The organism is Bombella favorum (assembly GCF_014048475.1).
Taxonomy (GTDB): domain Bacteria; phylum Pseudomonadota; class Alphaproteobacteria; order Acetobacterales; family Acetobacteraceae; genus Bombella; species Bombella favorum.
Genome location: NZ_NWUS01000001.1, coordinates 881,667 through 897,160 on the forward strand (window position 1 = coordinate 881,667; position 15,494 = coordinate 897,160).

The window sequence follows — 15,494 nt, forward strand, 5'->3', positions numbered from 1 at the left end:
GACCTCCCCCTGCCGCAGTCCCTTTTTTGAAACATCTATCTGCCCTTGTTCTGCTAACTATTTTTATGGGCTTCCTACCGGCGGGGGCCTCAACCATCCCTCGTAAAGAATCAGTGGTACATAATGCAGACGCCGCCCCACAGCCCGTTACCGAGAGCGGGCTAGCCAGCTGGTATGGGGGTAAAAAACTGGCCGGGAAACGGACTGCCAGCGGTGAGCGTTTCAAGCCCAATGCGCTAACAGCGGCTCATCCATCGCTGCCCATGGGAACAAAACTTCTGATTCATTCCCCCCTCACGGGCCGTTCCGTCATTGTGCGCGTCAATGACCGTGGCCCCGTTGATAACGACAGGATTCTCGATCTCTCAGAGGGAGCGGCAGTCAGCCTCGGAATCAGAAATCATGGTGTCAGCCACATTACCGTAACAGTACTGCCCCGCCATCATTCCCGCTTCCGCCACCCTACCAATATGCACGACATTCTCCAGGACGAAGCACGTCGGGCCGAGAGGGTGGCGCAGGATAGCCCACTCAGATGACGGCCCTATTCTTTCTTCAATGATCCGTTCCCTTAACGGGAACACCCATTTCCTTACGGACTGTCCGCCGGTAGCCCCGCTCTTCCAGTTCGGCATTCAATACGGCACCGAACAACACCACATAAGCACTGACGAACAGCCACATCATAACGGCAGCCACAGCCCCTAGCGGGCCATAAGTGGTGCCGTAACTGGCGAAGTGCGACACATACCATGAAAAGCCGATGGAAACGCCCACCCAAAGCAGGGTCGCCAAGAAAGCACCGGGCAGTATCCAACGCCATGATGTCATGCGGTCCCGGCATGGTGCGATACGGTACAGCACGATCAAGGCCATGAAGACAAAAAAGAGCATGATGGCCGGAGCCAACCAGCGCACAAGCACCGGCGTGCCTTGTTCCACCAAAAAATGCAGCGATGGGGGGAAACTATCCATCGTCACACCCACGTAACCTAGATAACGCGGCAGGTAATCCACAATAGCGGGAGCTGCCACCATCAACGCCAATGTAAGGCAGGCACCAATCACGGCCATAAGGGTCGTCCCAAAGGCCAGAGCCTGAAAGTGCAGAAACCCACGGGTTTCTTTGGCGTGATACACGATATTCAGAGCGGACAAGATAGATTTACTACTTGCCGTCACTGACCAAAGTGCCACGAGCAAAGAAAAAACCAGCCCCAATGTCAGAGAGGACTGCGGCTGGGTAACCAGAGCATGTACCCTGTCAAATATCAGGTCGTAAGCGGCAGGCGGAAGAATGTGCTTGATAACACTCAGCTGCTCTTCAGCCGTCTGCACGTCAAAGGCGAGCCCGTAGACGGAGATCAAGGCTGTTAAAGCGGGGAACAGAGAGAGCGTCGCAAAGAAGGCGCACCCTGCCGCACTGAGAGACGTCTGACTGTCCCCGCTATTACTGATGACCTGCCGGAATGTGGCTATCAGGCCTTTGGGTGGTGGTGGAGGCTCCAATGGCATCGCTGTCTTGTCGGGCACGGGGTGCGCTTTTCCTCTCCCTATCATGCCGTGACATCAGGCCACGGCTCCATCATCACACTTTTTCCAGTTCAGCCTGAATACGGTTCCAACGTTCAATATTGTTCTGGGCATCCTTGACGAAAGCGGATTTCTTCACCCCACCAAGGAAGAGACGCTGCATCAACCGCCCCAGGCCACGAGTAGGTCGCTCAAACTGAATGAACAGTATGCCACGCACCTCATCGGTGTTATTCTGCACCGTGTGTTGGTAGGTATCATCAAAGACGAACATCCTGCCATCATCCCAGTGTAGCGTATGATCTGCGACCTGGATCCAGCAATTATCACGATCTCGTGGAACCCCCAAGCCCAGATGTGCGTTCAGCATCCCTTTGGTAACCCCTTTATGAGGTGGAATCTCCCCACCGGGTTCCAGAACAGAAAAGAGAGCAGAACACAGGCCAGGAATACCGGCAACAAGCTGTGCCGTAACGGGGGCTCTGGCACAATTCTCTGGCACGGGAATGCCGTAACCATATAGGAAAAATGACTTCCAGCGGCTATCAGGCGCAATGCGCTTATGGTCTGGCGAGAGGTCTCGCAAAGGCGGAATGGCATTGCGCTCCGCTATAATGGCCCGAAACTCCTCTTGCATCAGCGGGGCGGCTTTCTCCAACGCTGCGACCCAAGGGAACAGGCTATTATCCAACAAAGGTATATTGGGAACCAGTGACCCTTTGGCGATCAGTCCGTTGAACCAAGGCCGCAATGCCTTGCCAACCCGTACAAAAAGGGGCCGTTTCGTCCTACCCTGATAACCTGCCTTCATTGTATCCTCCAGCTACAAAAAACACATCAAGTCAGTTTGTGCAGACCTAATTCTGTTACCAGAACGCCTATATGGAGGAGAAGTAGGGACATCGATATGCCCGCTACCGGCCCAACGAAAAGGAGAAAACAAGAAAAAACGGAAGGGAGCACCTCCTACACACGCCTTGCGAAGACCTGAACAAATATCACTTTTTCGTTATGATCAGTCATGCGCTGGCGCCCTTGTTCCAGTTTCCCCTTGCATTGAAAAAAAATCTGGGCATTGTCACGCACTCCACGCAGCAACGCACGTGCCACTGGCCCTCATGCGGTTACGCAACGACGTCAAGCGCTCTGGCCCCGTACCCCCTTGCCCGCAAGGGGCAGGCGGGATCTCGCCGGTCCGTTCGACCGTTTCGCAACATCTCCCCTAACTCTTGGGGAGACTTTTAGGGGACGTGAGTATCATGACTCCCAAAATCGCCCGTTTTCTTACCGAACAGAAACCCGCTACACCCTGCCTTGTCGTAGACCTAGACTGCGTGCGCGGGCAGTATCGTGCCCTGCATGATGCCCTTCCTTCTTCCCGGATCCATTACGCTGTTAAAGCCAATCCAGCCCCGGCTATCCTGAAGGAACTGCACAACCTCGGTTCATTCTTCGACATTGCTTCCCCCGGCGAGATCGACATCTGCATGAAGGCAGGCATCCCGGCGCAGAAGCTCTCTTTCGGCCATACCGTCAAAACAGCACGCTCTATTGCCTATGCCTATCAGAAGGGCCTGACGCTCTACGCCTTCGACTGCCTGGAAGAGCTAAAAAAACTCGCCGAACATGCCCCCGGCTGTGAAGTCTTCTGCCGCCTCGGTGTTCTCAATACCGGTGCGCAGTGGCCCCTTTCCCGCAAATTCGGCACCACCCCGGAAAGTGCCTTCACCCTGCTTCAGCAAGCACGTGATCTAGGCCTAAAACCGGCTGGACTTTCCTTCCATGTTGGCAGCCAGCAAACCAGCACAGAAGCCTATGGCGATGCCATCGCTCAAGCTGCCGGAATATACCACCGCCTGCGCCAGCAGGACATCACGCTGGACTTCATCAATATGGGCGGGGGCTTTCCAACCTATTACAACAGCCCCATCCCCAGTATCGACCAGTTCGGCAAAGCCATCGCAACCGCCATGACAACCCACTTCCCAGAGGGGGCACCCCGCATCTTACTGGAACCGGGCCGTTATATGGTTGGCAGCGCAGGCGTTGTGCATACTGAGGTCGTACTGTCCAGCAAACGGGGCGGCGGGGACAATGACCCCCGCTGGGTGTATCTGGATATCGGACGGTTCGGCGGGCTGGCAGAAACGGAAGGTGAATCCATCCGCTACACCTTCCAGACTCCCCATGATGAAAACACGGCAAACCGCTCCCCCTGCATCCTTGCCGGGCCGACGTGCGACAGCATGGATGTACTGTACGAGAAAAACCCCATCCCCCTGCCGGAAGAGCTGAAAGCTGGGGACAGGATCAATATCCTTGCTACTGGAGCCTATGTCTCCACATACTGCTCAACTGGGTTCAACGGTTTTCCACCGCTGGATGAGCATTACATCTAAACAGCCCAACCAGTACCGGATGATCCCACCTCATCCGGTACTGATACCGTGTACGGCTGATAGTCTACTGGCTGGCTGCTTCAAGAGACTGCAACGACACAAGCCGACGATAAGCACCATCCTGTAGGGCCATTAGGCTCTCGTGCGTGCCATCCTCAATAATCTGCCCCTGATGGAAGACCAGAATCCGATCCAAATCTCGCACAGTGGCCAGACGATGCGCTACAACCAACACGGTACGCTTTTCCATCAGGCGACTCATAGCTTCCTGCACAAGCATTTCTGACTCGGAATCAAGACTTGCGGTTGCCTCATCAAAAATCACGATCGGCGCATCGACCAGAAAAGCCCGGGCAATCGCTACACGTTGACGCTCCCCGCCAGAGAGCTTCACACCACGTTCACCGACCAGCGTATCGTACCCTTCAGCAAGGCGGGTGATGAACCCATCCGCATTGGCGCGTTTTGCCGCCTGTATGATGTCCTCACGCGAGGCATCAGGTCGCCCGTAGGCAATATTCTCCGCCAAGGTGCGATGAAATAGCACAGGCTCCTGCGGGACCAATGCAATCTGACGCCTGAGGCTCTGCTGGGTAACATGAGCAATATCCTGCCCATCAATCAGGATGCTCCCTTCATCCACATCATAAAGACGCTGAAGCAGCCGTGTTAGCGTCGTCTTACCAGACCCAGAGGCCCCCACGAGCGCTATGCGGCCTCCCGCTGCAATTCTTAGGGAAAGCCCCTGATAGATCGGCTTTTCCTGAGACGGATAACGGAAGGTCACATCCGATAGATTAATCGCCCCAGCCTTCACTACCAACGGGGCCGCATCCGATGCATCCTGAATGGCCGGCTCGGTCGAGAACAGCCCGACAAGCTCTTCCATCTCATTTACAGACCGCTGAACCTGACTCACCTGCTGGCCGAGGTCCCGCAAATAGCCCTGAATAAGAAACATCATCGTCAACACATAAGCCACATCGCCCGGCCCAGCCGTGCCACGCCACCAAAGAATCACCGCCAGACCGATCATCACCACACGCATCAATAACGTGTAGGAAGCCTGAAAATTGGCACTGTTCGTACCCCGGTACCAACTATAATAGGTCTTCTCCGCCCATGTACGGGCGACGGCATGAAGGTGCTCCTCTTCCCGCCCCTCCGCACCAAAACTCTTCACAACGGAATTGCAGGTAACAGCGTCCCCCAACACGGCCCCCATTCTGGAATCCCACTCATTGGAGGTCCGAGCCGTGGGGGCCACATAGCGCAGAGCCAGCCAGATGGAGATACAAGCAAACAGCCCGACCATCACCGCCAGCACCAGCCCCATGAGCGGTGCCCGCACCAGCAGGACGAGTGTTGTCCCCAGCAGGACCAGAACCTCGGGCAGGATGAGCAAAAGCAATGTGTCGTCCAGTGTATCAATGGCCCAGATGCCACGGGTGATACGCCGTACGGTAGAACCTGCGAAACTATTGGCGTGCCAGTCTGACGAAAAACGCTGCACACGGGCAAAAGCGTCATCCAAGACCCGACGCATGACAGCGAGACTAAGTTTACTGATTCCCAAATAAGAAGAGCGTCGCCCCAGCACACCCACCAGCCCTAAAACCAGCAGGCCACCCACCATCAACAGCGCATCATGCAGCAGATGTCCCCGCCCACTTTCTGCCGAGGAGGTGGAAATATCCCCTACCAGACGCCCAGCCAGCAGAGGCGTGCAAATATCTGCTACCGTTGCCAGAGCGACGCCGCTCAATGTCCATGCTAGCAGGGCCGGATGCCGTACCCAGCGGGTCATCACAAAAGACAATATTGCTCCAAAAGAGAGCGTCTTCATGCTGCGCTGCCCGTCCTTACTTTCTGCCACGCCTGTCTCTCCATCCATCAAGACCTATCAAACCATACCTCATTGCCCCGCCGCTTGAAGAAAAACCCAACTCCCCTTAGGAACAGACAGAATTTTCCCACAATGGCCGGACCATCCATTCCTTATGGCTTCTTCCAGCACACCCCGCACACGCACGACAAAAACCCAGCCCCGCATGAGCCTGAAAGCCGTCCGGGCGTTCCTCAATGCGCTGGACAAAGCGCACCCTGATGCCCGCAGCGAACTGATCTACAACAACACCTTCGAGCTGCTTGTCAGCGTTGTGCTTTCGGCACAAGCAACGGATGTTTCCGTCAACAAGGCCACTCGTGCCCTTTATGAGGAAGCCCCCGATCCCGCCAGCATGGCCGCATTAGGTGAGGATGGCATCGCTCAACATATCCGCACCATAGGGCTTTGGCGTTCCAAAGCCCATAACGTGGCCTTACTCTGCCAGCAGCTGCTGGAAAAGCACAACGGTCAGGTACCCGATAGCCGTGAAGCGTTGGAGGCCCTGCCCGGCGTAGGCCGGAAAACGGCTAATGTCGTCCTCAACATCGCCTTTGACCAACCAACCATGGCTGTGGATACCCATATTTTCCGCCTTGGCAACCGTACAGGTCTTGCCCCGGGCAAAACCGTCCGTGCCGTGGAAGATGAGCTGGTACGCCGCATCCCCAAGGAGATGCTCCGCCCGGCCCATCACTGGCTTATCCTTCATGGCCGTTATGTCTGCAAGGCCCGCACACCGGAATGTTGGCGCTGTCCCGTTACAGAATGGTGCCTCTTCAAAGACAAGAACAAAATACCACCCAAACGGTGACCCTAGAGCCAATCACAGAACTAAGACCTTTATTTTATAAGAAAACTCTATAAAAGACCATTCCAAGATTAATCTATGATAAAACCATGAGATAAACCATGAAATCGCCATCACTGGAAGAGACGGCCATCGTTTTTGGGACAAACGGTAAAGACCTTTGGGCCACGCTCTGTGCCATCCAGTCTGTCATGGCTCATAACCCCCATACGAAGCTCGACTTCCACATTCTTCATACAAATGTTGCCCCTGCTCTCCAGCTCATCATCAGTGAGTTGTTTCAGGCGGCTCATAGCCATCTCACTTTTCATGATGTTGGACAAAAAGCCGCGGCCCTCCGCCTACATACCCATCAGCGATGGCGCAACGAATGTTTCTACCGTTGCTACCTTCCTGTCCTCTTCCGGGATACTGCCCATGTTCTCTGGTTGGACAATGCCTTGCTTGTTACCGGGTCGCTGGCCCCACTTCTAAACCGCTTTCCCCAGCAAGCAGGGATCGGCGCAGTGGCGGACCCCGTGGCCCAAATTCTCCGCCAGCATAATGTGCCCATTCACACCTTATTGGGCGATGCCCCCGCCGCTGGCCTGCCTGACCTCACCCTGCCCGCCTACACCCGCCGCCATCTATCCCTTTCCCGGCCGGAAGACTATTTTAACAGCGGCATGATGTTGCTCCGCCCCCGGTTCATCTCACCCTCACAAATCAACCGCTGTTTTACCCTCGCCACACGCCCCTATCTCTGCCCAGGAACGGATATTCTCAATCAGGTCTTTCACGACCATGTCCATCTCCTGCCAGAACGCTGGAACTTTCTGACCGGCAAACTGACCGAAAATCTCTGCCTCCATTTACCAGAACACTGGAAGAAAAACCGAGAAAGCGAGCGGCTAAAACGCTGTATCATTCAATTCCCCGAAGGGGCCAAACCGTGGGAGGACCCCACACTACCCGGCGCTAGCCATTATCGCCGTCTCTCTGCCACGCTGGAGCAACGCCTCAGCCACATCGCTCCACCGTTGATTCGCACCTTATGCGGAGCCTGACAGCCGATCACTCCGCCGGCGCTAGCGGAAAAGGCGCAACCTGCTGAAGCTGCTCCCCATCGGACCAAAGGCGGTCTCCCTGCGCCATTCTGTCCGATATAAGCCGGACATCATCAGTGCCCGTATCATAAACAGCCCAACTACCCTCGCGCCGCCCATCAGCTACTCCCAGCTGCCGGACGGAAGGACAGAGCGGATGCTGCTCCCCCAAACGGACCTCCAGCACGACATCCCGGCATGATACCCCCTCGACCTCATCCGGCCCCCTCACACCACGCCACAGAAGAACCCGATCTCCCCGCAAGTGGAGATGACACACACCTGCCGCACAATCCGGTATGCCGATATTGTGCGCTCTCCAGCCAAAGGCACGCTGCATCTCCTGCACAGCCAACCCAGAACCAGGCCGCCCCTCTAGCACACGCATCCCTCCCGCCTGCCGGATAGCCAGAACAGGCCCTGGCTCCACAAGAAGCATAACAGGCCGGTCAATCAGCCAGACCGCCACCAGTGCCCCTGCCATCGCACCAATACCAACCAAACGACCTCGGCCCTGCCACAAGCACAACACGACCAGCCCCAACATGAACAGAACCACACTCCATGCTGGGAAAGATGGTACCGGCCATGAAGCCAACGGCGCAGATGCCACACGGCCCGCCAGCCAGCTAATAAGCCGTATACCTCGCCCCATCACCTGCAACGGAACAGAAGACAGACCAAGAGGCATCAACAACAGGGCTACCACGCCAGAGGGCATCACCCACACACCCATCAGCGGCACCGCTAGTAGATTCGCTATGACAAACCACGGCTGAAAAGCTCCGAAATACGCCATGCTGAGGGGCAGGGTCGCAAGACCAGCTAACAGGGATGTCATACCCAGTGTTGCCACTAGGGCAGCCACTCGCCGCCACAGGGCCGGAGGCTTCTGCCCATTATGTCCGCCCAGCCAAAACAGCCAGCCACGCCATGCCTCATACCCGGCAATCAGAGCCATCACAGCCGCAAAAGACATCTGGAAAGATACATCCAGCACCAGGTAAGGCGACGTGACCTCCAGTGCCAGACAGATGAGCGCAAGCCCCCGCATGGAGACGGCCCGCCTCCCCAGCAGCAAGGCCAGCACAGCCAGCCCGGCCATCCCCAACGCCCGTACCCCCGGTACATGCAGGCCCGTCAATGCGACATAGCCTACCCCGGCGACAAAGGAGACCATCATGGCGACCTCCCGGCAGGGCCAGTAAGAAGACAAACACTGAGATAGGCTCATGCAACGTCTGGCCACAGTAAAAACCAGCCCCATGACAAACCCTAAATGTAACCCTGCCACAGCCAGAAGATGCGCCAGACCGGATGCTGCGTAACTCTGCCTCGTCTCTGCAGAAAGGCCACCCGTCTCCCCACATAACACAGCCTTTGCTACAGCCCCTTCCTGCCCGGGTAGCGTGGCTTCGATAAGCTGACCCACTCTCTGGCGCATATGCGCCAACCCACCACCCCAATGGGCAATAAAGCCGCTTCCCTGCGGGGACGTCACAGGCCGTGGGGGAGAAAGGGCCAACCCGGCCCCGGCACGCCCCGAAAACCAAGCAGCCCTCTGCCCATCATACCCGCCCGGCCAGAGCGGCGGAGAGGGCGAACGCAACAGTGCCCGTAGCCTCACAGACTGCCCAATCGCCAGACCTGTCAGACTCTCCTCCTGCCCCTTTTTGGGTAAAAACGTAACACTCACACGCCGTGACAGAGGGGCCATACCTTCATACCAAGGGGAATCAAAAACGGCACCATCCACTCCGATATGCCAGCCAGACCTCTGCCCCTCGTGCCGGCCTGAAAGCGGCTCCAGCACGGCCAGTTTCCCTTCCAGCCAAACAGCTTCCATAGGCAGACGTGGCATGGGAGGTTGCCGAACGGCCTGCCCATACGCCAGCAGAAAACCCAGCCCAACCGACAGCAATCCACTCCCCAGACAATGAACCAGAAGCTGTTTGCCTGCAGCCCGTTCCGTGACAGCCACCATCTGGCGGCTCCAGGCCAGCAGCGACATCCCCATGAGGACCAGAACGCCCATCATCAGGCAGAATCCCCATGAAGGTTCAGCTGAGAGGGAAAAATACCCCACAATGCCCAGAGCAACGCCAACAGGTAGCCAACAGGTCAGGCGGCTGCCCTGCCGGGCTACCCCCCCGGCGACCATCCCGACTATGCCAGTCCCCATCCTCTGCTCCCTGCATCGCTACCGTTACCCTCCATTCCATAAATGCCGCCGCCTGTGATAAAGCCCATGGTGACACATTGAAGTGGATAGCCCGACCCATCCCGGCATGTTATAAGGCCTTCTCATGAAGATCCGTACCCGTTTTGCTCCCTCGCCCACCGGCCTGCTCCATATCGGCAACGCCCGTGCTGCCCTGTTCAACTATCTATTCGCCCGTCATCACGGGGGAGAATTTGTCCTGCGCATTGAGGATACGGACCGAGAACGTTCTACCCAACATGCCGTAGACGTTATCTTTGACGGTCTGAAATGGATGGGGCTGGATTGGGACGGCGAACCCGTTTTTCAGGCGAGCCGGCAGGAGCGTCATGCAGAGATCGTTGCCCAGCTTATGGAAAAGGGCATGGCCTATCGCTGCTACTGCACGCCCGAAGAGCTGGCCGCCATGCGTGAGAAGGCCCGTGCCGAAAAACGCCCACCCCGCTACGACGGCACATGGCGTGATCGTGACCCTTCCGAAGCCCCAGAAGGCGTACCTTATGCCATCCGCCTCAAAGCTCCGAAGGATGGTGAGACCATCATCAAGGACCTCGTACAGGGGGAAGTCCGTGTCGCTAATGCGGAAATGGATGACCTCATCCTGCTCCGCTCCGATGGCACCCCGACCTATCTGCTCGCCGTGGTGGTGGATGACCACGATATGGGCATCACGCATGTCATGCGGGGTGATGACCATCTGACGAACACGTTCCGTCAGGCCATGATCTACCGTGCCATGGGCTGGGACCTGCCAGAATTCGCCCATCTACCTCTTATTCATGGGCCAGATGGGGCCAAGCTCTCCAAGCGGCATGGTGCCCAGTCTGTTGTCGATTTCCGTGAAGAAGGCATCCTGCCGGAAGCCCTCTGCAACTATCTGCTGCGCCTCGGCTGGGGGCATGGCGATGCGGAAGTGCTGGACCGTGAAGAACAGATCAAACTCTTCGACATAGATGGCATCGGCCGCTCCCCATCCCGGATGGACTATGTCAAGCTCGGCCACCTCAACGGCATCTGGATGCGCCGCGCCGATGATGAACGGCTGACCGCTCTGGTTATGCAGCGTCTGGAACAGCGTGACGATCTGAACCATGACGAGACGGTCCGGGCCCGTGTGCTTGCCCTCATGCCGGGGTTAAAGGAACGAGCCAAAACAGTTGTGGAACTTGCCGATAACGCCTCTTTTGCCGGCCTGCGCCTGCCATTGAGCTTCACCCCCAAGGCGGAAAAGCATCTTGGCGAGGATGGAAAGAAGGTTCTGGCCGGGCTGGAAGAAAAACTGGCTGCGTTGGAGCCCTTCACGGCTGAAGGAATCGACAGCACCCTGCGGGCCTTCGCTGCCGAGCATGAGCTAAAGCTGGGGGCTGTTGCCCAGCCGCTCCGTGCTGCCATGACAGGCACCACAACATCGCCTGGAATCGACCTCACCCTTGCCGCACTGGGCCGGGATGAAGTTCTCGCTCGCATCCGGAGTGTCCTATCCGCATGAGCCTCACACACCACATCCCCCACCTTCTTGGCATTGAGGGCATGACAGAAAAGGACATCACGCCTTTTCTGGACCTCGCCGAAAGCTACGCCCTGCTCAGCCGCTCCCGCAATGCACCGCGGGACGTGCTACAGGGCCGCACCGTCATCAACCTCTTCTTTGAGGACAGTACACGCACACGCACCAGCTTCGAGCTGGCCGCTAAGCGGCTGGGTGCCGATGTGGTGAACATGACCGTTGCCACCAGCTCGGTCAACAAAGGGGAAACCCTGCTGGACACGGCCTCCACCCTCAATGCCATGCATTGTGATCTGCTGGTGGTTCGTCATGCCCAGAGTGGTGCCCCGGCCCTGCTCTCGCAGAAAGTTGAAGCCAGTGTCGTCAATGCTGGCGATGGAATGCACGAACACCCCACACAGGCCCTGCTAGATGGCCTGACCATCCGGCGGCATTTCGGCCGCCTGAGCGGCCTGAAAATCGCCATATGCGGGGATATCGCCCATAGCCGTGTGGCCCGGTCGGATATTCATCTTCTGCGGGCAATGGGCAATGACATTCATCTGGCAGGCCCTCCTACCCTGCTTCCCGGTGCCCTCGGCACGCTGGACGGCGTCACCCTGCACCACAATATTGACGACGCCCTGAAGGATGCGGATGTCGCCATGTGTCTCCGTGTTCAGCGGGAGCGTATGGGCAGCGGGCTTGTTCCCAGCGCACGGGAGTATTTCTCCCTCTTCGGGCTGGACCGCCGCCGCCTTGCACTGGCCAAACCGGGGGCATTGGTGATGCATCCCGGCCCGATGAACCGAGGCGTGGAAATTGCTTCCGCTGTTGCCGATTCGCCCCAGAGCGTCATCTCCGAACAGGTCGAAATGGGCGTAGCCGTCCGTATGGCCGTGCTTGACCGTCTCTCCCGCATGAAGAATCCCGCATGAGCAGTATCCTTTTTGAGAATGTCCGACTGATCGACCCTGCCTCTGGGCGGGATGGCAAGGGAAGCCTGCTGGTCGAAAACGGCCGTATTGCCGCAATCGACCCCAAGGAAGCCCCCAAAGCCGCCCGTATTGTAGATGGCAACGGGGCAGTCCTCTGCCCTGGCCTTGTGGACATGCGGGCCAGCTTTGGCGAACCGGGGGCTGAATATCGGGAAAGCATCGATTCCGGCATTCAAGCTGCCGTAGCAGGAGGCATCACCTCTCTGGCCTTGCTGCCCGATACCGACCCGGCCATTGATAATCCGGCACTCGTTCATTACATCCGCCGCCGTGGGGAGGAGACAGGTCTTGTCTCCATCCATCCCTACGGTGCGCTGACAAAAGGCTGTGCCGGTGTGGAAATGGCTGAAATCGGCCTACTGAAAAAAGCCGGAGCGGTTGGCTTCACCGATGGAGCCCGTGCCATTGCCGATACCAAGCAGATGCGCAACCTGCTGGCTTATTCCGGCTTTCTAGACACAATCATCATCCTCCACCCGGAAGACCCGTCCCTAGCCAAAGGGGGCTGTGCCACAGCTAGCCCGCAGGCTGTGAAGATGGGGCTACCGCAGATTCCCGCCTGCGCTGAGGCAATGATGGTCGCCCGGGACCTCCGCCTAGCCGAGCTGACCGGGGCCCGCATCCATTTCGGGCATATCTCCACTGGCGAGGCTCTTGGTCTGATTGCCGAGGCTAAGAAACGGGGAACCCGTGTCACCTGCGATACGGCACCGCCTTACTTTGCTATGACGGAAGCGGATATCGGCGACTTCCGTACCTATGCCAAACTCTCCCCGCCTTTGCGCCTGGAGGCGGACCGACAGGCTGTGCTGGCCGGTCTGGCCGATGGTACCATTGATGCCATCGCCTCCGACCACAGCCCCGCCGATGCGGATGACAAGCGTCTCCCCTTCGCACAAGCCCGTGCGGGCGGGACCGGTCTTGTTACCCTACTTGGCGTAACACTGCGGGCAGGCCTACCCTTACTGGATGCCTTGCGTCTGCTCACTGTGGCCCCGGCCCGTCTGCTAGGGCTGGAAGCTGGCACACTCACCATCGGCGCAGCAGCCGATCTCTGCCTCTTCAACCCTGAAGAAGAATGGACAGTTGCAGCGGGTGATCTGCCCGGTCGGGCGCAGAACACTCCCTTTGATGGCCAGACACTCAAAGGCCGTATCTTGCGGACCTTCCATCACGGCAGGGAAGTCTTCACCGCTGAAGGTCTCTCTTCATGAGTGGTATCCTGACCTGGACCCTCATGCCGCCCAGTCTGCCCGTCATCGCCCTTGTGGCGTATCTTCTGGGTAGCATCCCGTTTGGCCTCCTGCTCACAGCAATGAGTGGGCAAGGCGATATCAGGCGCATCGGTTCTGGCAATATCGGGGCCACCAATGTGCTGCGAACAGGGCGTAAGGGACTCGCTGCTGCTACTCTTTTCCTGGATGCCTTCAAAGGGCTACTCGCTGTTCTGCTGGCAGAGGCACTCTCGCCGCATAATACGGCACTCTGCCTCTCCGTAGCAGGGTGTGCGGTCGTGTTGGGCCATTGCTTCCCTATTTGGCTAGGCTTTCGGGGGGGCAAGGGTGTCGCTACGGGGATCGGTGTCTTCTGGGGCATGTGCTGGCCGGTTGGACTGCTCTGCACGATCCTCTGGCTGGCTGGGGTACGCCTTAGCAAGATTTCCTCTGTCGGGGCGTTGCTGGCTTTTCTAGCAGCACCTTTCCTGATGGTGGCATTCTCTCTAGCGCCCATCATGTCGGCACGGCCTATTGCTGCAGCTCTGATCACTCTGCTGATTCTTCTGCGCCACTACGGCAATATTGCCCGCCTTTGTAGCGGAACGGAACCTCGTGTCGGGCAGAAATGATCCTGCTGCGTTACAAGAAGCCAGCCTGACAAAAGCGGAACGCCTTGCCCGCTTGCGGCTGGCCCGCACAAAAGGCATCGGCAGTGCTACATTCAGCCGTCTGATGGGCCTTTACGGAACGGCAGAACAGGCCATTGCGGCTTTGCCTGCCCGTGCCCGCCTGTCCGGCCGCCCAGAACCCGCCATACCCTCTTCCTCACAGATGGAAGATGAAATCGCCCGACTGGAGAAGCAGGGGGCCTGCCATCTGTTGCGCTCGGATACCGCTTATCCAGGTTTGCTGGCTGGTTTACCCAATGCTCCCGTACTGCTCTTTGCTCAGGGCAGGACAGAGCTGCTATCAGCACCATCCCTTGCTATTGTCGGCGCCCGTAAGGCCTCCGGCCCTGCTCTAAAACTAACCGAAGATTTTGCCACCGGTCTGGCAGAAGCCGGTCTCACCATCGTATCTGGCCTTGCCCGTGGGGTTGATGGTGCCGCCCATCGTAGTGCCCTTCCTTTTGGTCGGACCATCGCAGCCCTACCCGGTGGGCTGGATATCACCTACCCACCCGAACATGCCCGATTGCAGGCAGATATTGCTCAGCAAGGATGTCTGATTACGGAATATCCGCCCGGTATGCCTGCCAATGCCCGGCATTTTCCACGCCGTAACCACCTTATTGCCGGCCTCTCCCGTGGTTGCCTGCTGGTCGAGGCAGCCAGACGCTCCGGCACGCTCATCACGGCTCGAATCGCACTTAGTTTCCGGCGACTCCTTTTTGCCATACCCGGCTTTCCCGGAGACCCACGTTCCAGCGGCGGGAATGACCTATTAAAACAGAATCAGGCTATACTGGTCGAACAGTTTCAGGACATTCTCGCAGCATTAGAGGATGCTCCCCTGCCGGATCAGGGGCTAGCACCTTGGGAAAGGCCACCCCTACGCCAGCCATCGCTTTTTGCCCCCATGGCCGATTCTACCCCTACCATATCAGCCATACCTACCCAGCAGAACATCTCCGCAACGGGGGAACATATCCGAACATCGGACGAAAAAAATATCCTCTCCCTGCTGGCGCATACCCCCTCCACTGTTGACGAGATTGCATCACGCTGTCAGTTGTCCATCTCAGAAGTTGCGGCAATACTCATCGAACTGGAGATTAGCGGGGCTGTCCAACGGCATGAAGATGGACAGATCACACGTCTCCACTAGCGGGCATCAGCCATAGGCAGCCTATCGTCAGG

Annotated in this window: 13 protein-coding genes; 9 read left to right on the forward strand and 4 right to left on the reverse strand. The window is 57.7% G+C overall.

The annotated features are described in order from the left end of the window. Window positions 1-26 precede the first annotated feature (26 nt). Window positions 27-539, forward strand: a complete 513-nt coding sequence (locus CPA57_RS03965; protein ID WP_229709219.1) for a septal ring lytic transglycosylase RlpA family protein — start codon at window positions 27-29, stop codon at window positions 537-539. Between the two features lie 16 nt (window positions 540-555). Here CPA57_RS03965 and CPA57_RS03970 read toward each other — a convergent pair whose 3' ends face one another. Further along, window positions 556-1,533, reverse strand: coding sequence for a YihY/virulence factor BrkB family protein (locus CPA57_RS03970; protein WP_326831339.1), 978 nt, complete (start codon window positions 1,531-1,533; stop codon window positions 556-558). A gap of 55 nt (window positions 1,534-1,588) precedes the next feature. Further along, on the reverse strand, window positions 1,589-2,344 hold the full coding sequence (locus CPA57_RS03975; protein WP_182081518.1) for an aspartyl/asparaginyl beta-hydroxylase domain-containing protein: 756 nt from the start codon (window positions 2,342-2,344) through the stop codon (window positions 1,589-1,591). A 448-nt stretch (window positions 2,345-2,792) separates the two neighbouring features. On the opposite strand from CPA57_RS03975, the gene CPA57_RS03980 reads away from it, so the two are divergent. After that, entirely contained in the window at window positions 2,793-3,932 is a 1,140-nt protein-coding gene (locus CPA57_RS03980; RefSeq protein ID WP_182081824.1) for a type III PLP-dependent enzyme, read from the forward strand. 64 nt (window positions 3,933-3,996) lie between these two features. Here the strand turns inward: CPA57_RS03980 and CPA57_RS03985 are convergent, their stop codons facing one another. Next, complete coding sequence (locus tag CPA57_RS03985) at window positions 3,997-5,826, reverse strand: ABC transporter ATP-binding protein (protein WP_182081519.1); 1,830 nt, start codon at window positions 5,824-5,826, stop codon at window positions 3,997-3,999. A gap of 106 nt (window positions 5,827-5,932) precedes the next feature. Here CPA57_RS03985 and nth point away from each other — a divergent pair, with 106 nt between their 5' ends. Next, window positions 5,933-6,631: an endonuclease III gene (gene nth, locus CPA57_RS03990; protein WP_407647554.1), complete on the forward strand. Its 699-nt coding sequence runs from the start codon at window positions 5,933-5,935 to the stop codon at window positions 6,629-6,631. A 98-nt stretch (window positions 6,632-6,729) separates the two neighbouring features. Next, entirely contained in the window at window positions 6,730-7,674 is a 945-nt protein-coding gene (locus tag CPA57_RS03995) for a glycosyltransferase family 8 protein (RefSeq protein ID WP_182081520.1), read from the forward strand. A gap of 7 nt (window positions 7,675-7,681) precedes the next feature. On the opposite strand, the gene CPA57_RS04000 is transcribed toward CPA57_RS03995, so the two are convergent. Beyond that, entirely contained in the window at window positions 7,682-9,895 is a 2,214-nt protein-coding gene (locus CPA57_RS04000; protein WP_182081521.1) for a ComEC/Rec2 family competence protein, read from the reverse strand. 124 nt (window positions 9,896-10,019) lie between these two features. On the opposite strand from CPA57_RS04000, the gene gltX reads away from it, so the two are divergent. Genes gltX through dprA form a run of 5 tightly spaced genes read left to right on the forward strand, consistent with a single transcriptional unit; the run spans window position 10,020 to window position 15,462 of the window. Then, window positions 10,020-11,423 (forward strand): glutamate--tRNA ligase, encoded by a 1,404-nt coding sequence (gene gltX, locus CPA57_RS04005; protein WP_182081522.1) that lies wholly within the window; start codon window positions 10,020-10,022, stop codon window positions 11,421-11,423. Continuing rightward, on the forward strand, window positions 11,420-12,358 hold the full coding sequence (locus CPA57_RS04010) for an aspartate carbamoyltransferase catalytic subunit (protein WP_182081523.1): 939 nt from the start codon (window positions 11,420-11,422) through the stop codon (window positions 12,356-12,358). The genes gltX and CPA57_RS04010 overlap by 4 nt, the downstream gene beginning before the upstream one ends. Further along, entirely contained in the window at window positions 12,355-13,632 is a 1,278-nt protein-coding gene (locus CPA57_RS04015) for a dihydroorotase (RefSeq protein ID WP_182081524.1), read from the forward strand. The genes CPA57_RS04010 and CPA57_RS04015 overlap by 4 nt, the downstream gene beginning before the upstream one ends. Then, entirely contained in the window at window positions 13,629-14,264 is a 636-nt protein-coding gene (gene plsY, locus CPA57_RS04020) for a glycerol-3-phosphate 1-O-acyltransferase PlsY (protein ID WP_077396442.1), read from the forward strand. The genes CPA57_RS04015 and plsY overlap by 4 nt, the downstream gene beginning before the upstream one ends. Beyond that, entirely contained in the window at window positions 14,248-15,462 is a 1,215-nt protein-coding gene (gene dprA, locus CPA57_RS04025) for a DNA-processing protein DprA (RefSeq protein ID WP_326831340.1), read from the forward strand. Before plsY ends, dprA begins: the two co-directional genes overlap by 17 nt. Window positions 15,463-15,494: the final 32 nt, after the last annotated feature.